Genomic DNA, 17,000 nt, shown 5'->3' on the forward strand with positions numbered 1-17,000 from the left:
TTGTGCCTCGCGAACCGGCATTACATCGACCTGATGGGGCCCGATGGAGCCCGTTCGCACCATCATTACATTTTCCACACTTTTAATTACAGTTAGCTAAAATCGCGGGCATCGCGCGCCGGGACCCGGCGGCGCGCGTTCCAACTCTCGCGACGGCCGCATGACGGCCGCTCGCCACAAAACACACAAACCAGGAGAAGACCCGCCCATGGACGTCCAGACCGACCAAACCACGCTATCCGCGCAAGACACGAGGCGACGCGTCTTCGCCATCGTCGGCGCCTCGTCGGGCAATCTCGTCGAGTGGTTCGACTTCTATATCTACTCGTTCTGCGCGCTGTATTTCGCACCCGCGTTCTTCCCGAGCGGCAATACCACCACGCAGTTGCTCAACACCGCCGGCGTGTTCGCCGCGGGCTTCCTCATGCGCCCCATCGGCGGCTGGCTGTTCGGCCGCATCGCCGACCGCCACGGCCGCCGCACCGCGATGATGATCTCGGTGCTCATGATGTGCGGCGGCTCGCTCGTGATCGCCATGCTGCCCACCTACGCGCAGATCGGCGCGTTCGCCCCGTTCCTGCTGCTGCTCGCGCGGCTCTTCCAGGGGCTGTCGGTGGGCGGCGAGTACGGCACGAGCGCGACCTACATGAGCGAGGTCGCGCTCAAGGGCCGGCGCGGCTTCTTCGCGTCGTTCCAGTACGTCACGCTGATCGGCGGCCAGCTCTGCGCGCTGCTCGTGCTCGTTATCCTGCAGCAAACGCTTTCCACCGAAGATCTGAAGGCCTGGGGCTGGCGCATTCCGTTCGTGGTCGGCGCATTCGCCGCGCTGATCTCGCTCTATCTGCGCAAATCGCTCGACGAAACCTCGACGAGCGAGTCGCGCCACAAGCGCGACGCGGGCACGATTCGCGGCGTGTGGCAGCACAAGGGGGCGTTCTTCACGGTGGTGGGCTTCACGGCAGGCGGCTCGCTGATCTTCTACACGTTCACGACCTACATGCAGAAGTACCTCGTGAACACGGCCGGCATGCACGCGAAAACCGCCAGCAGCGTGATGACCTGCGCGCTCTTCGTCTACATGCTGATGCAGCCGGTGTTCGGCGCGCTGTCCGACAAGATCGGCCGCCGCACGTCGATGATCCTGTTCGGCGCATTCGCGGTGATCGGCACGGTGCCGCTCATGCACGCGCTCAAGGACGTGTCGAGCCCAGTGGCCGCGTTCGCGCTGATCACGGTGGCGCTGGCGATCGTCAGCTTCTACACGTCGATCAGCGGCCTCATCAAGGCCGAGATGTTCCCGCCCGAAGTGCGCGCGATGGGCGTGGGCCTCTCGTACGCGGTGGCCAACGCGCTGTTCGGCGGCTCGGCCGAATACGTCGCGCTGTGGTTCAAGTCGGTCGGCAGCGAGTCCACGTTCTACTGGTACGTGACCGCGTTGTGCGCGATTTCGCTGATCGTCTCGTGGCGCATGCGCGATCCGTCGAAGGAAGGCTATCTGCGTCACGAACCGTGACGCACGGGCGCGGCCGCTTCATGCAGGCTGCGCCACCCGCTCCATCGCACGCTGCAATGTTTCGTAGACCTTCGGACGATTGCACTGCGAAACATTGAAGCGCAGAAAATCGCCCGCGCTGCGCGACACGCTGAACACGTTGCCCGGCGCGAGCACCACGCCTTCCACCAGCGCCTCGCGCGCGATCTGCGCGGCGTCGAGTCCGTCCGGCAATTGCGCCCATACGAATAGTCCCGCCTGCGGACGCGTCCATGCGGTCAGGCCCAGCGCCGAAAGCCGCTGCAGCGTTTCGCCCATGGCGTCGGCGAGCTTCGCGCGCAAGCCGTCCAGGTGCCGCCGATAGGTGCCGTCCACGAGCAGGCGATGCACGAGTTCCGCCACCATCTCCCCATTGCCGAACGAGACCGCGAGCTTGAGATCCACGAGCGGCTCGATCCAGTCGGCGCGCGCCGCGATGAAACCGCAGCGCGCCGCCGCCGACATCGTCTTCGAGAAGCTGCCGATCGTCACAACGCGCGCGAGCCCGTCGAAGGCCGCGAGGCGCGGCGCGGGCTCGATCTCGAAGTCGGCGAAGATGTCGTCCTCGACGATCAGGAGGTCGTGTTCCTCCGCGAGCTTGAGCAGGCGATGCGCAACGGCGGGCGCGAGCGTCGCGCCAGTGGGGTTGTGGACCGCCGAGTTCGTCACGTAGAGGCGCGGGCGCGATTCGGCCAGCGTGCGCTCGAACGCGGCGAGATCCGGGCCCGTCGGCGTGTACGGCACGCCGACCACGCGCACGCGATGCGCGCGCAGCAGCGCCTGGAAATTGAAGTAGCACGGGTCGTCCACGAGCACGGTGTCGCCCGGCTCCAGCAGAAATCGGCACAGGAGGTCGAGCGCCTGGGTGCCGCCGTCGGTCAGCACGATCTGCCCGGGCGCCGCCTCCACGCCGTGCTGGCCGAGCCGCCATGCCAACTGCTGGCGCAGCGCCGGCAGGCCGAGCGGCGAGGCGTAATCGGTGAGCGGCGCGCGCGGGTCGCGTGCGAGCGCGCGCAGCGCGCGCCGCACGGCGTCCTGCGGCAGCCACGAGGCGGGCAGCCAGCCGCAGCCGGGCCGCAGCGCGTCGGCCTCGGTCTGCAGCGACTGGCGCGTGAGCCAGAGCGGATCGATCTCGCGGTCGAGCTGCGGCCCGAGCGCGGCGAGCGCGAGCGGCGGCGCGTGCCCGGCCACGAAAAAACCGGCGCCGCGCCGCGCGACGAGCACGCCTTCGGCGACGAGGCGCTCGTAGGCCTCCACCACCGTCGAGTTCGACACGCCAAGCTGCTCGCTCATCGCCCGGATGGACGGCACGCGCGCGCCCGCAGCCAGCGAGCGCGCGGCAATGCGCTCGCGCAGCGCCTGCATTACCTGCTCGACGCGCGTCATGGGCAGCGCTTGCGCCCTCGCTCTGTCTTTCATCTGTACTGCTCCGTGTTCAATACAGTTTGAACAAATTGTACTGATCTGTAGCTTACCTTCGCGCGGCGCGGCGCGCATCATCGCGGATCGATCTCCGATCTTTCCTCTTGCCCACGCCCATGCGCAAAACGCTCGATTCCACCACCGACGGCTGGCTCTGCGGCCTTGCAGGCGTCCTCATTTTCAGCGGCTCGCTGCCCGCCACGCGGCTCGCTGTGCTCGGCTTTGCCCCGTGTTCCTCACCAGCGTGCGCGCGACCATCGCGGGCATCCTCAGCGTGCTGCTGCTTGTTGCGCTGCGCGCGGCGCGGCCCGCGCGCGCCGAGGTCTGGCCGCTCGTCATCGTCGCGCTCGGCGTCGTGGTGGGCTTCCCGCTCCTCACGGCGCTCGCGCTCCAGCACGTGAGTTCGGCGCACGCCATCGTGTTCGTCGGCTTGCTGCCGCTCGCCACGGCCGGGTTCGGGGTGCTGCGTGGGGGCGAGCGTCCGCAGCCGGCCTTCTGGATCTTTTCCGCTGCGGGCAGCGCCGCAGTGGTGGCGTTCGCGCTGCGCCACGGCATCGACGCCTCGCCGCTCGGCGACGCGCTCATGCTCGGCGCGATCGTCGTGTGCGGGCTCGGCTATGCGGAAGGCGCGCGGCTCTCGCGGCGTCTGGGCGGCTGGCAGGTGATCTGCTGGGCGCTCGTAATCTCGCTGCCCGTGATGGCGCCGCTCGCGTGGTGGCTGCGGCCCGCGTCGCTCGTCGCAGTGAGCGCGGCCTCGTGGTGGGGGCTTGGCTATGTGTCGCTCTTCAGCATGCTGATTGGCTTCGTCTTCTGGTATCGCGGGCTCGCGCTCGGCGGCATTGCGGGTGTTGGGCAGTTGCAGTTGCTGCAGCCGTTCTTCGGCTTCGTGCTCGCGGCGCTGCTGCTGCACGAGTCCGTGCCGCCCGCGATGATCGCCGTCACCGCCGTGGTGATCGCGTGCGTGGCAGGCGCGCGGCGCTTCGGGCGCGCGAGCGGCGCTTCCGCTGTCGCGAATCGCGCGGGCACGCAGCGCGTCTAGGTCGGGCTTTTTGGCGCGCTTCAAAAGCGCGCCCGCGCGAGGCATAGTGAGGAACGCAAACCTCCTTCCCCTTTGCCTTCGCGCCTCGATCCAACCGATGAACCCACACTCCGACGCGCTCGTGCGCGACGCCACCGCCGAAGACTTTCCCGCCATCGCCGCGATCTACGCGCACCACGTGCTGCACGGCACGGCGTCGTTCGAGGAGACGCCACCCTCGCTCGACGAACTCCTGCGCCGCTACGCCGCCGTGCGCGAACACGGCCTGCCCTGGCTCGTCGCCGAGATCGACGGCCGCGTGGCGGGCTACTGCTACGCCACGCCCTACCGGCCGCGTCCGGCGTATCGCTTCACGGTCGAAGACTCGATCTATATCGACGAGGCGTTTCGCGGCCGCGGACTCGGCCACACGCTGCTTGATGCGCTGATCGAACGCTGCGAGGCAGGCCCGTGGCGGCAGATGATCGCCGTGGTCGCCGACCCGCGCGGCGGCTCGCTCAAGCTGCACGAGCGCCTGGGCTTCGCACTGACTGGCACGCTGCACGGCGTAGGCTTCAAGCACGGCGAGTGGCGCGACACCGCGCTCATGCAGCGCACGCTCGGGCCGGGCGCGGATACGCCGCCCAAGGGCTGACGCGCGACGCTCAACAGCATCGCGGCACGCCATACGCGCGCCGCAAGCGAAACGCCGCTCGTACAATACGTCCTTTCGCAACGGAGCCAGACCCAAGGCTCCGCAGACAAGGACTGATTCGCCATGCAACCCCTCCTCGAACACCTGCACCCGGCCAACTGGAGCTTCCTGTGGGACGCGCTCTCCGCGCTCGCGCTGCGCCTGTGCGCGGCAGCGGCAATCCTCTGGTTCGGCTGGTGGTTCTCCCGGCGCGTAGCCAACTGGATCGCGCGGCGCGGCGGCGGCATCGACCCCACGCTGCGCCCCATCGTGCGCGACACCGCCGTGTGGGGCGTGCGCCTCGTCGCCGTCATCGGCGCGCTCTCGCAAATCGGCATCCAGACCGCCAGCATCGTCGCGGTGCTCGGCGCGGCCGGTCTCGCGATCGGTCTCGCGCTGCAAGGCACGCTGCAGAACATCGCGGCCGGCATCATGCTGTTGCTGCTGCGGCCGTTCAAGGTGGGCGACTATATCGACGGCGGCGGGGGGAGCGTCGCGGGCACCGTAGAGGCCGTGAACCTCTTCACCACGCGCCTCACGAAACCCGACGGCATCTGCGAATACGTGCCGAACGGCGCGCTGTGGAGCAATTCGATTCGAAATTTCAGCCGCAATCCCACGCGCCGGCTCGACCTCGAAGTGGAAGTGTCGGTGCGCGACGACGTGAATCGCGCCATCGACGCGTTGCGCACGCTCGCCGCCGCCGACTCGCGCGTGCTGGCCTCGCCCGCGCCTCAAGTGATGGTGGCGCGCTTCGACGACAGCACCGCCGTGCTCAACATTCGTGTGTGGTCGAACATCGACACCTTCTGGGACATGCGCTGGGAGCTTTCGCGCAAGGTGCGCCAGGCGCTCAATGACGCGCAGTGCTCGCTGCCCCTGCGCACGCGCGAGCTGCACATCGTGCAGACGCAACCGGCGGAACCTGAGCACCCGACGCAATCGGCGCAATCGACGCAACAAGCGCAGCAATGAAGGCGTACGCGCGCCGCCTGCGCAGCTACGCCAGAGGGCTCGTGCCGCACGGCTACCTGGCCTTGCTGCTGGTGATCGACGGCCTGCTGCTGGTGCGCCCGGTCGCGCAGAAAGCGCTCGAACACGCGCGCGGCAACTGGTTCGACGACTGGATCACGCTCATCAACGCGTTTGGCGTGCTCGCGCTGCCCCAGGCGCTCGTTGCGACCGGCCTCACGATGATGTCGTTCGGCATCGCGCTGCGGGCGCGCGTGGCGTGGGTGCTTTCACTGGTGCTGCTCGCCGGCGCAGCCAGCATCTGCCTGTGGGGCGACTATCGCAGCCACGCGCTCGCCGGCTTCTCGCTCGCACTGGCCTGCGCGCTCATCTACTACTGGCGCCACTTCGATCGCGCGAGCGTCGCCGTGGGCTCGTTGTTCGCATTCCTGAGCATTGGCTCGTTGGTCGTCTATGCGGTGTTCGGCTCGCTATACCTCGGCGACGACTTTGCGCCACCTATCCGCAATCTCGTCACGGCGTTCTATTTCTCGATCGTGTCGATGTCCACGGTCGGCTACGGCGATATCGTGCCGCGCACGGACACCGCCCGGCTTTTCACGGCTTCGATCGTCGTGCTCGGCATCACCGTGTTCGCGACTTCGATCAGCGCCGTGATCGGGCCCGTGATCGGCGGCCATTTGAAACGCATCGTGAAGGGAGGCATTTCCAACGTGACCCGCAAGAACCACTATCTGATCGTCGGCGCGTCGCCGCTCGCGCACAGCGTGTACGCGGGGCTCCTCAAGCGCGGCTACACGGCGACCGTGATCGTCGCGCCGAATACGCCGCACAACTATCCGCCAGAGGCCGATCTCATCGTCGGCGATGCGAGCGACACCGCCACGCTGCACAACGCGGGCGCCGAGACCGCGCTCGCCGCGCTCGCGCTGCGCACGGACGACGCCGAGAACGCCTTCGTGATTCTCGCGATCAAGGAGATCGCGCCGAAGGTGCGCACCGTGGCGCTCGTCAACGACAGCCGCAACCTGCAGCGGCTGCGCCTGTTGCAGCCGGACATGGTGTTTTCGCCGCAGCTGCTCGCGGGCGAACTGCTCGCGCGCACGCTCAACAACGAAACCATCGACAACACGCTGGTCGAACAGTTGCTGTTCGGCAAGAGCGCGGGCGGCGCGGCATAAGCGTCTGGTCGCCGCCTTCTATCGGTCCGGCAGCGGCAGGCGCCGGAACAGCGTGGGATAGTCGATCACGAGCCCGTCTTCGTCCACGCGCAGGTTCGCCGTGAAGTCGCGAAAGATCCCCTCGTAGCGATACTCGCGGTCGCGCTCGATGCACACATAGGCCTGCTCGACGGGCTTGGGCTCCAGCTCGGGCGCGGCGATGTACGCCACGCGGATCGGCTGGCGCTCGCCGCGCGCGAGGCCCAGACGCCGGATCGGCAGTGTGTTCGTGTACGGCGTCGCGGCGATGTCGATGTCGATGCAGCCGTTGAGCGCTTCCAGTGCGCGCCCCTCGCCGTCGGTCCAGTGGCCCTTGCCGTCGCTGTGGAGCACGAGCGAGCGGCCGCCCATCACGCGAAACGCCGCCCAGCGCACGCGCCAGTGCGCGTCGCACTCGATGGCGTAGCACAGGCCATACGACTTGCCGTAGCGCTCGCCGATGACCACGCTTTCCGCACGGATCGTGTCACCTTTTTCGCCAAATTTCGGGCCGCAATGCGCATCGAACGCCAGATGCTCAATACCCTCGCCCGTCTCGGATGCCCAACGCACTTCACGCATCGTTCGCCTCCCATATAACGCTGTCGACCAGAGTTAGTGCTTTAGCACTTACTCTGGTCCCATGCAAAGCTGTCTCTGGATGACCTCGATAACCACCTTGCGCATATCGTAACCCGGCGACAAATAGCGACTATCAACACGCGCGCATGCGCGAGGCGGTCTGCATCGCCTATGCTCGCACTCTGGCCGCCGTGCGCCTCGCACCGGGGGCCGCACCCGCCCGCACCCGCACGTCACGCCTTCGCCATGTCCGCCCGATTTTCCGCCGCTGCCGGCGCCACTGCCGATACCGCCGCCGTTGGCGCACTGTTGCGCAGCCTCGGCCAGATCGTGCTGCAGGCGCATGCGGGAACGGGCGCGTGCCTGCTCGCGGCGCTCGCGCTCACCGACTGGCGGCTGGCGTTCGCCGCCCTGCTTGGCGCCGCGGCGGCCAACGTCTGCGCGGTCGTGGCAGGCCACGCAGAAGCGGCGATCCGCGACGGCCTTGCCGGCTACAACGGTGCGCTCGCCGCGCTCGCGGCGTTCACCTTCGTCGGCGATGCGGGCACGGCGGCCGCGCTTGCGCTGATCGCGGCCGGTGCGAGCGCGTGGCTCGCCGGGCCGCTGAACCGCCGCCTCGCGCGCGCCCGGCTCGGCCTGTATTCCATGCCCTGCCTCATCGCGACCTGCATCTGGCTGCCGCTGCACCCCGGCAGCGCTCCCGTCGCCAGCGCAATCGCCGCAGCACCGCTGGCCCCACACGGCACCCCGCTCGCAGCCGCCGCACACGCCGCCGCCGGCGTGTTGAGCGGCCTTGCGCAAACCACCTTTGCATCGGGCGCGGCGGCAGGCCTATGCGTGCTCGCGGGCCTCGCCTGGTCGTCGCGGCGCGCAGCCGCCTACGCGCTCGGCGGCGCGGCGCTCGCGAGCACGCTCGAACTCGCGTGCGGCGCGAGCCCGGACGCGTTCGCCGCGGGCCTCGCGGGCTTCAACGGCGCGCTCGCCGCGCTCGCGGTCTGCGCCCTCGGCACACGCGCCGCAATCTGTGCGACCATGCTCGCCGCGGCCCTGCATCTGGCCGCAGTACGCTATGGACTGCCCGCGCTGACCGCACCGTTCGTGCTGGCAAGCTGGAGCGTGCACGCGGCGGCGCGGCGCCTGCGCCCTGCGTCTTCCACGCCGTCTGAAGAGTCCATCGTCCGCTGAAGGAATCGCCATGTCTTTCGCCCATCGCCCGACGAGCACCTGCGCCGAGACCGCGCCGCGCTCCGCCGCGGAGCAGCAACTGCGCGTCGATCTCGCCGCCGCCTACCGCCTCATCGCACTCAACGGCTGGGACGACCTCATCTACACGCACGTCTCCGCCGCCGTACCCGGCGAGACAGGCCGCTTCCTCATCAATCCGTTCGGCCTCGCCTTCGACGAAGTGCGCGCCTCGAACCTCGTGAAGATCGACACCGAAGGCCGTATCGTCGGCGCAAGCGAGCATCCCGTGAACGCCACCGGCTTCGCGCTGCACGCGGCTGTCCATCTCGCGCGGCCCGACGCCGTGTGCGTGATGCATCTGCACAATACGGCGGGCATCGCCGTGTCGATCCAGCGCGACGGCCTCCTGCCCGCCTCGCAGCACGCACTGCGTTTTTACGGCCAGCTCGCGTGGCACGACTACGAAGGCCTCGCCTTCACGCCCGCCGAAGGCACGCGCCTCACGGCAAGCCTGGGCGCGCAACCGGCCATGCTGCTGCGCAATCACGGCACGCTCACCACCGGCCGCACGGTGGCCGAGGCTTATGTGCTGATGGCGACGCTCATCAAGGCCTGCGAAATTCAGCTGCAGGCGCAGGCCGGCGGCGTGCCGCTCGTCTTGCCACCACCCGAGGTGGCCGAACGCACGGCCGAGCAATTGCGCGACGGCGGCGCGATCGAAGGCGTGCTCGAATGGCCGGCGCTGCTGCGCAAGCTCGATCGCATCGATTCGTCATACCGCGACTGATCGCGCCCATTCCATCGCTTCGCTAACTTTTCAAGGAGACCCGCATGCCGACATTCCACATCGAAATGTTCGAAGGCCGCAGCGTCGAACAAAAACGCCAGCTCGCCGCCGCCCTGACCGAGACCACGTGCAAGGTGCTCGGCGTCGAACCGCAATCCGTCGACATCATTTTTCACGACGTGAAGCCGGAAAACTGGGCGACGGCCGGCAAGCTGTGGAGCGATCCACGCTAAAGCCGCCATTTTCATCGCATTCCTGATCGTTTCCGCCTGGCGTCGCACGCACCGCTCGCGCCGCCAGGCGCGCCTGACTTCTCCCCCGCACGAGTCCTGACGCCGCTCGCCGAGGCACATTGCCGCACCCAATGCGGCTGCGCGGTGTATTGACGCAGCGCGACACCCTTCGCACGCCCCCGCCGCACAACGAGCGTTTAATCTAAATTGATCTGTATCAATGCGTTAGCGCATGTTTTCGTCTCATTGATATTGACGACTGCGACACGCTGGCGCACGTCGCAGTGCAGCAAAACTGCCGCCGTTCCCCTACGCTTACGTCCATTGCACGAGAAGCGCAGCGCCCCCACTGCCTCGCCGTGCGACGTTTCTTCCGCGCTTTTCCCGGTAAGCAAGCAACAGGCACGCACATGCACACGTCACTATCCGCCTTCGACCTGGCCCGGCTGCAGTTCGCCTTCACCGTCTCGTTTCACATCGTCTTTCCGGCGCTCTCCATCGGCCTCGCGAGCTTCATCGCCGTACTCGAAGCCTGCTGGCTCAAAACGCGTCAACCGTTCTACAAGGACCTCTGCCTGTTCTGGTCGAAGGTCTTCGCCGTGGCGTTCGGCATGGGCGTCGTGTCCGGCGTCGTCATGAGCTATGAGTTCGGCACCAACTGGTCGGGCTTTTCGTCGTTCGCGGGCCCCATCACCGGACCGCTGCTGATGTACGAAGTCATGACCGCGTTCTTTCTCGAAGCGGGCTTCCTCGGCATCATGCTGTTCGGCTGGAACCGCGTGAGCCCGCGCGCCCACTTCGGCGCAACGCTGATGGTCGCCATCGGCACGCTCATTTCCACGTTCTGGATCCTCGCCTCGAATAGCTGGATGCAGACGCCGCAAGGCTTCAAGATCGTCGATGGCCACGTCGTGCCGGTGGACTGGTTCAAGATCATCTTCAATCCGTCGTTCCCGTACCGTCTCGCGCACATGGCGATCGCCGCGTTCATCGTGGCCGCGCTCGTGGTGGCCGCGAGCGGCGCGTGGCATCTGCTCAAGGGGCGGCGCGACCCCGCCATCAAGAAGATGTTCTCGATGGCGCTCGGCCTGCTGCTCGTGCTCGCGCCGGTGCAAGCCTTCGTGGGCGATGCGCACGGCCTGAATACGCGCGAATATCAGCCCGCCAAGATCGCCGCGATCGAAGGCATCTGGGACACCGAACAAGGCGGCACCGCGCTCAATCTGTTCGGTATTCCCGACATGCAGGCCGAGACGACGCGCTACGCCGTTTCCATTCCGCACCTGGGCAGCCTGATCCTCACGCATAGCTGGGACGGCGAGATCAAGGGCCTCAAGTCCTTCCCCGCCGACGAGCGGCCCAATTCGCCGCTGCTGTTCTGGAGCTTCCGCGTCATGGTCGGCTTAGGGATCCTGATGATTCTGCTCGGCGTGACCGGCTGGGTGCTGCGCCGGCGCGGCACGCTCTACGAATCGCGCGGATTCCAGCGCTTCGTGCTCGCCATGGGACCGACGGGCTTCATCACGCTGCTCGCGGGCTGGGTCACGACCGAGGCCGGCCGTCAGCCCTGGGTGGTCTACGGCGTGATGCGCACGGCGCAAGCGGTGTCGCCGCTCACGGCGCAACAGGTGGGCGTTTCGCTGATGGCGTTCGTGGCGGTGTACTGCCTCGTGTTCGGCACGGGCGTCTACTACCTGCTCAAGCTTCTGCGCAAAGGTCCTGCGTTGCCCGACACCCGGCCACATTCGCCCCACGAACCACGTGAGCCGCGCGTGGCCCACCCTGCGCTCACCGTGGGTCAGACCGCGCGCCGTCCCATGTCCGCCGCCGATCAGCTGATCGACGCCTGAGGCTCCCCCGCATTCATCGTTACGAGGCTAGCAAGCAAATGGATGTCACCGTCATCTGGGCCGCGATCATCGCGCTCGGCCTTCTCCTCTACGTGGTGCTGGACGGCTTCGATCTCGGCATCGGCATCGTGTTTCCGCTCTTTCCCGACGAGGATGAGCGCGATCTCATGATGAACACGGTCGCCCCCGTATGGGATGGCAACGAGACCTGGCTCGTGCTCGGCGGCGCGGGACTCTTCGCCGTGTTCCCCGTGGTGTACTCGACCGTGCTTTCCGCGCTCTACCTGCCGCTCGTGTTCATGCTCGCGTGCCTGATCTTCCGCGGCGTATCGTTCGAGATCCGCGCCAAGGCCAATCGTACCAAGCATTTGTGGGACCTCGCGTTCATCGGCGGCTCGACGGGCGCAGCGTTTTTCCAGGGCATCGCGCTCGGCGCATTCCTGCAAGGCATTCCGATGGACGGCGGCCAGTTCGCCGGCGACGCCTTCGGCTGGCTCACGCCCTTCAGCCTGCTCTCGGGTTTCGGGCTCGTCGCGACCTACGCGTTGCTCGGCTGCTGCTGGCTCGTCGCGAAGACCGAGGGCGACCTGCAGCGCCGCCTGCGCAAGCTCGTCTGGCCGCTCACGGTGATGCTGCTCGGCTTCATCGCGCTCGTGAGCCTGTGGACGCCGCTGCAGGACCCGGCCATCGCCGAACGCTGGTTCCGTTCAGGCCTCTTCTGGCGTCTCGCGCCGGTGCCGCTGCTCGTGCTCGCCTGCGCCGCATGGATGCGCTGGGCCGTGCATGCGCGCCATCACAAGACGCCCTTCATCGCGGCCATCGGGCTCGTGCTGCTCGGCTATGCGGGCCTGCTCGTGAGCCTGTGGCCCTACGCGATTCCGCAGGGCCTCACGCTGTGGGAAGCGGCGGCGCCGCGCGAGAGCCAGATGTTCACGCTCGCGGGCGCAGCGTTCATTCTGCCGGTCATCCTTGCGTACACGATGCTCGGTTACTGGGTCTTTAGAGGCAAGGTGCGTCATGGCGACACCCATCACTACCACTAACACGGCGCGCCGGGCGCTGCCCGGCTGGCTGTGGTTCGCACTCCTCTGGTGTGCGGGCGTTGCCGCGGCCGTGTCGCTCGGGTTCGCGTTCAAGGTCTTCATGAACCTCACGCTGTTTGCCGTGAAGTGATTTGCACGAGTGCACTCGATTTGACCACGCCGCGTTAGACTGTAGGCTCCCTGTCACTCGTGCGAAAACTTCATGCAACAGATGACCTTCATGGAATGCGTCAAGCGCGCATGGGCGAGCGCCTGGCAGGCTGCCGTGCAAATGCCGGTTCTCGTCGCGGGGACCTTTGCGATCTACGCGGCGCTCGGCTGGTTCGGGCTCGCCGGGCGGCCCGTGCCGGCCGAAGGCGCGACGCCCTCCGCCGGACTCATTGCGCTCGGCAATCTCGCCTCGCTCCTGAATTCGCTTGTCTACCTCTGGTTCACGCTCAAGATTTCGCGCTTCGTGCTGCTAGGCGAGCGCAGCGCGCCGCTCATGCCGGCCGGAGCCAAGCCGTTCCTGCGCATTTTCGCGGTCGGTCTCATTCTGGCGGTCTCGCTCGGCGCATTCGCGCTCTTGCTGTGGGTCGTGCTGCGCCCGCAATACCAGGGCGGCGCGGCGTTCCTCTTTCTGGTGGTCATTGCGATCTGGATGTTCGTGGCGGTGCGTCTCTCGCTGCTCTTTCCGGCGCTCGCAGTCGGCAGCCCGATCGCCTTCGGCGCCGCATGGCGCGACAGCCGTGGGCACTTCTGGAGCCTCTTTGGCGTCACCTTCGTCGCCGCGCTACCCATTGCCGTATGCGGCCTGCTCGTGCTGATCGGCATGGGCCTCGCGGGCGTCACGCCTGAAACCGTACGGCAGCCGGGCTGGCTCACCGCTCTCGCCATTGGCCAGAGCATCGGCAACATCGTGTTCGCGCTGCTCACCACCACGGCGCTCGCCTGGCTCTATCGCCGTTACGCGCAAGCTCTGACTTCGCCCGCCACGCGCTAATCTCGCACTACCATATGCCCGGCACGAAGCGATAACGCACACGCGCCAGATACTCGCGGTAGCCGGGCAGATTCTCCGCCAGCGTCTGTTCTTCGCGCACCGCGCGATAGCCGATCCCCACGACCATGACGGGCACGCACGCAAGCCCCCACCACGAACCGAGCATGAGCGGCGTGCCGACGAGAAAGAGCAGCGCGAAGCCATACATCGGATGACGCACGTACGCATACGGGCCGGTGTCGCTGACCGTATGGCCGCGTTCGCTCTGAATCTTCACCACGGGCGCCGCAAAGCGGTTCGCGGCGAAGACGGCGCGCGTCGCATAGATATCGACGAAGATGAAGATGGCGCCGAGCACGCTGAGCCACAGCGGCACGCGCGACCAGCCCATGCGCACGGCGTCGATTCCCATCAGGCACAGCCACGCGCAAAAACCCACGGAAACGCACAGCATGAACACGCGGTCCCACGGCTGCTGCGTGCGTTGCGCGAACGGCGCGAGCCGCTCGACGAGGAGGCCCGGATCTTCGCGCCCGAGCCACAGGCCGATCCACACGCCGCACAACGCCCACTCGATGAGCCACAGCCACGCCGCCGTCCACGCCAGCGTGCCCGCCGAAACGAACAACAGTACGCCCATCAATCCGAACCAGACCACGACTTGCACGAACAGCTTCGCCATCAGCGCTTTCGTCATTTTCAGCTCAGTCATGATGCCCTCCTTGCGTGCGGGCGCGGCGTCGCGTCGGACGCCGACTCGCGCCTACTGTTGCACGCTGTGCGACATCATGCGCGCATATAGCGTGTCGGCGTCGATACGCTGCCCCGCTTCGCCGCGTGCGAGATCGATGCCGAAGCGTTCACGCAGACACTGCGCGAGTTCCGCTCCAGTTGCGATCGTACGCTCCTCGCTCACCTGACCTCGTGCGTCGCGCTCGGTAAAGCGCTCGTTGAACAGGATCGCGCGGCCGCCTTCGCGCGCGATGCACGCCATCAGGCTGAACGTGAAGAACGAATCGGGCGAAGCCGACGTGTACCAGTTCGCTACTTCGTAATCGACCCACTCCGCGGGCGTCAATTCGAAGCGATAGAGATCGATCCACTTCTCGCCATCGTGCAATTGCAGCTTGCGCTCGTTCGCCGACAACGTCACGAGCCGCGCCGGTTCATGAGGCGTCGGCTGTTCCGCATCTGTCGAAAACGAGAGCGGCGCGCGCAGCGTCGCCGCACCGAAGCCCCCGTCGACAAGCCACGTGTCGCCTTCCGCCTCCACCCGAAGCAGCATATGCGTGCGCGGCGTGCGCGCGTCGGGTTCACGCCCGTACAGCACACGTGCGGCGAGCGGGGCCACCGTAAAGCCCAGTTGCATGAGCACGTGCGCGAGCAAGGTGTTGTGCTCGAAGCAGTAGCCGCCGCGGCGCTGCGTCACGAGCTTTGCAACGATGTCCGGCAGCTTGATCGACACGCGCCGGCCCGCCAGCGAATCGAGATTCTCGAACGGAATGGCAAGCGGGTGCAGACGATGCAATTCGCGCAGCACGGCGAGGGTCGCGGCGCGCGGACCGTCGTATCCGATGCGGACGAAGTACATGTCGAGATCGAGTTCGTAGCCGGTCATGGAGCCAGTTTGTTTTGAAGTTTGAGCGTCGAGCCTGCGTTCACAGCTGTGATGATAAGCGACTTCATTCACCTGACTAACTCGTCGAAAACTAACGATCTGTAATGCGCAAACACACGAACGACAGCATTTAGTAAGAATGTCGATGACTCAGTGTAAAGCAAGCGTAAAACAGTTGAGAATCATTCTCGTTTTTGTTGACGCTCGCATTCACTATTAGTACGATGGCGCCGTCTGGAGATGTCGGGTATTCAGCGGCTTGCGAATAACAAACGCGATCAATCAAGCAATCATTTCAATAAGTAAGGAATACGATGGAATCGACCCGAACCGTCCGCGTGTCTGCGCTGGCCTGCTCGCGCAGCGCAGCGCCGGGCCGCCCGGCGCGTCGGCGAGCACCGGCGTTGCGCGCCATTGCCGTGCTTGCCGCGAGCGCCACTTTCGCGTGCGGAGCCGCCCGCGCACAAAGCAACGCGAACCCCGACGCCGCCCCTGAAGCACCGGAAGCCGATCTCGCCATTCAGGCGCAGCCGTCGAATTTCTGGACCGGCTTCTGGTCGCGCCAGACCATGCTCGGCGACATGGGCGGCCTGCGGCCGTGGCTCGGTAAATACGGTGTCACATTCCAGCTCACGGAGACGAGCGAGTACCTCGCGAACCTGCGCGGCGGTCTCAAGACCGGTGGCGCGTACGACGGCCTCACGACGGCGACGGTCCAGGTCGACACGAGCAAGGCGCTCGGCATTCCGGGCGGCCTCTTCAATGTGAGCGCCCTGCAGATCCACGGCACCAACCTGAGCACGTCGAACCTCGGCACGCTGAACACGGCAAGCGGCATTGAAGCGACGCCGACCACGCGCCTGTGGGAGCTGTGGTATCAGCAATCGTTCTTCAACAAGCGCCTCGACGTGAAGATCGGTCAGCAGAGTCTCGACCAGGAATTCATCGTGAGCCAGTACGGGGCGCTCTTCATCAACACGATGTTCGGTTGGCCGGCACTGCCTTCGTACGACATGCCCTCGGGCGGCCCCGCCTATCCGCTCGCGGGTCTCGGCGTGCGCGTGCGCGGACAGATCACGCCTTCGTTGACGGCGCTCGCCGGCGTGTTCTCCGGCGACCCGCTCGGCAACGATCCGAACAACCTTAGTGGTACGAACTTTAATCTGCATAACGGCACGTTGTGGATCGGCGAGTTGCAGTACGCCATCAACCAGCCGTCCGAAGGCGAGCTGGTCAGTGCGGACAGTCACGGCCTGCCCGGTACCTACAAGCTTGGCTTCTGGTACAACAACAACTCATTCGCCGACCAGCGTTTCGACAACACGGGCCTTTCGCTCGCGAATCCGGCTTCGACCGGCATCCCGGCGCAGCACCAGGGCAACTACAGCTTCTATGCGGTGGCCGACCAGATGATCTGGCGTCCCGACCCGGACGAGCCGCGCAGCATCGGCGTGTTCGCGCGCGTGATGGGCGCGCCCAGCGACCGCAATCTCGTGAGCCTCGCGGCCAACCTCGGCATTGTGATGAAGGCGCCGCTCAAGGGCCGCGATAACGACAGCGTGGGCCTCGCCGCCACGTACATCAAGGTCGGCAACAACGTGCACAACCTCGACCTCGACCAGCAGATGTTCACCGGCGGTCCTTACGGCGTGCGCACGCAGGAAACGGCGCTCGAAGCCACCTATCAGTACCAGGTCACGCCATGGTGGATTCTCCAGGCCGACGCGCAATACACGTTCAACGCGGGCGCCGGCCAGAATCCGCAGGATCCGACCGCGCCGCTGCGCAATACGTTCGTGATCGGCGTGCGGACGAACATCACGTTCTAAGCCTCGCGATCGAAACCATGTCCAACACCAGGTCCTCGCGTTTTTCTACCGGCGT

Annotated in this window: 16 protein-coding genes and 1 pseudogene; 13 read left to right on the forward strand and 4 right to left on the reverse strand. The window is 66.5% G+C overall.

All coding sequences use genetic code 11. The features are described from left to right. The first annotated feature begins 208 nt into the window (after window positions 1–208). Window positions 209–1,513: an MFS family transporter gene (locus M3A49_RS13935; protein ID WP_266229158.1), complete on the forward strand. Its 1,305-nt coding sequence runs from the start codon at window positions 209–211 to the stop codon at window positions 1,511–1,513. 18 nt (window positions 1,514–1,531) lie between these two features. On the opposite strand, the gene M3A49_RS13940 is transcribed toward M3A49_RS13935, so the two are convergent. Next, window positions 1,532–2,950: a PLP-dependent aminotransferase family protein gene (locus M3A49_RS13940; protein WP_266229159.1), complete on the reverse strand. Its 1,419-nt coding sequence runs from the start codon at window positions 2,948–2,950 to the stop codon at window positions 1,532–1,534. 119 nt (window positions 2,951–3,069) lie between these two features. On the opposite strand from M3A49_RS13940, the pseudogene M3A49_RS13945 reads away from it, so the two are divergent. From M3A49_RS13945 to kch, 4 genes and pseudogenes are all read left to right on the forward strand, one after another. Further along, window positions 3,070–3,992 (forward strand): annotated as a pseudogene (locus M3A49_RS13945) (DMT family transporter). Window positions 3,993–4,089: 97 nt separating this feature from the next. Further along, window positions 4,090–4,626, forward strand: coding sequence for a GNAT family N-acetyltransferase (locus M3A49_RS13950; protein ID WP_266229160.1), 537 nt, complete (start codon window positions 4,090–4,092; stop codon window positions 4,624–4,626). A 123-nt stretch (window positions 4,627–4,749) separates the two neighbouring features. Next, window positions 4,750–5,640 (forward strand): mechanosensitive ion channel family protein, encoded by an 891-nt coding sequence (locus tag M3A49_RS13955; protein WP_254357068.1) that lies wholly within the window; start codon window positions 4,750–4,752, stop codon window positions 5,638–5,640. Further along, window positions 5,637–6,818 (forward strand): voltage-gated potassium channel protein, encoded by a 1,182-nt coding sequence (gene kch / locus M3A49_RS13960; protein WP_266229161.1) that lies wholly within the window; start codon window positions 5,637–5,639, stop codon window positions 6,816–6,818. The genes M3A49_RS13955 and kch overlap by 4 nt, the downstream gene beginning before the upstream one ends. An 18-nt stretch (window positions 6,819–6,836) precedes the next feature. Here the strand turns inward: kch and M3A49_RS13965 are convergent, their stop codons facing one another. Beyond that, complete coding sequence (locus M3A49_RS13965; protein WP_266229162.1) at window positions 6,837–7,418, reverse strand: putative glycolipid-binding domain-containing protein; 582 nt, start codon at window positions 7,416–7,418, stop codon at window positions 6,837–6,839. Window positions 7,419–7,664: 246 nt separating this feature from the next. Here M3A49_RS13965 and M3A49_RS13970 point away from each other — a divergent pair, with 246 nt between their 5' ends. From M3A49_RS13970 to M3A49_RS14000, 7 genes are all read left to right on the forward strand, one after another. Then, window positions 7,665–8,603, forward strand: a complete 939-nt coding sequence (locus M3A49_RS13970) for an urea transporter (protein ID WP_266229163.1) — start codon at window positions 7,665–7,667, stop codon at window positions 8,601–8,603. A 10-nt stretch (window positions 8,604–8,613) separates the two neighbouring features. Further along, window positions 8,614–9,390, forward strand: a complete 777-nt coding sequence (locus M3A49_RS13975; RefSeq protein ID WP_266229164.1) for a class II aldolase/adducin family protein — start codon at window positions 8,614–8,616, stop codon at window positions 9,388–9,390. Window positions 9,391–9,434: 44 nt separating this feature from the next. Continuing rightward, window positions 9,435–9,623, forward strand: coding sequence for a 4-oxalocrotonate tautomerase (locus M3A49_RS13980; RefSeq protein WP_028205614.1), 189 nt, complete (start codon window positions 9,435–9,437; stop codon window positions 9,621–9,623). A gap of 410 nt (window positions 9,624–10,033) precedes the next feature. Then, entirely contained in the window at window positions 10,034–11,473 is a 1,440-nt protein-coding gene (locus tag M3A49_RS13985; RefSeq protein ID WP_266229165.1) for a cytochrome ubiquinol oxidase subunit I, read from the forward strand. Window positions 11,474–11,511: 38 nt separating this feature from the next. Continuing rightward, window positions 11,512–12,516, forward strand: a complete 1,005-nt coding sequence (gene cydB, locus M3A49_RS13990; protein WP_266229166.1) for a cytochrome d ubiquinol oxidase subunit II — start codon at window positions 11,512–11,514, stop codon at window positions 12,514–12,516. Next, entirely contained in the window at window positions 12,491–12,646 is a 156-nt protein-coding gene (locus M3A49_RS13995) for a hypothetical protein (protein WP_169739115.1), read from the forward strand. The genes cydB and M3A49_RS13995 overlap by 26 nt, the downstream gene beginning before the upstream one ends. Before the next feature lie 72 nt (window positions 12,647–12,718). After that, window positions 12,719–13,498, forward strand: a complete 780-nt coding sequence (locus M3A49_RS14000) for a hypothetical protein (RefSeq protein WP_266229167.1) — start codon at window positions 12,719–12,721, stop codon at window positions 13,496–13,498. 7 nt (window positions 13,499–13,505) lie between these two features. On the opposite strand, the gene M3A49_RS14005 is transcribed toward M3A49_RS14000, so the two are convergent. Further along, window positions 13,506–14,183, reverse strand: a complete 678-nt coding sequence (locus tag M3A49_RS14005; RefSeq protein ID WP_254319589.1) for a methyltransferase family protein — start codon at window positions 14,181–14,183, stop codon at window positions 13,506–13,508. A gap of 78 nt (window positions 14,184–14,261) precedes the next feature. After that, on the reverse strand, window positions 14,262–15,116 hold the full coding sequence (locus M3A49_RS14010; RefSeq protein ID WP_266229168.1) for an arylamine N-acetyltransferase family protein: 855 nt from the start codon (window positions 15,114–15,116) through the stop codon (window positions 14,262–14,264). A gap of 314 nt (window positions 15,117–15,430) precedes the next feature. Between M3A49_RS14010 and M3A49_RS14015 the strand changes: the two genes are divergently transcribed. Continuing rightward, window positions 15,431–16,945, forward strand: a complete 1,515-nt coding sequence (locus M3A49_RS14015) for a carbohydrate porin (protein ID WP_266229169.1) — start codon at window positions 15,431–15,433, stop codon at window positions 16,943–16,945. Window positions 16,946–17,000 lie beyond the last annotated feature (55 nt).

The sequence above is a fragment of the Paraburkholderia sp. CNPSo 3076 genome, assembly GCF_026343935.1.
Lineage (GTDB): Bacteria > Pseudomonadota > Gammaproteobacteria > Burkholderiales > Burkholderiaceae > Paraburkholderia > Paraburkholderia nodosa.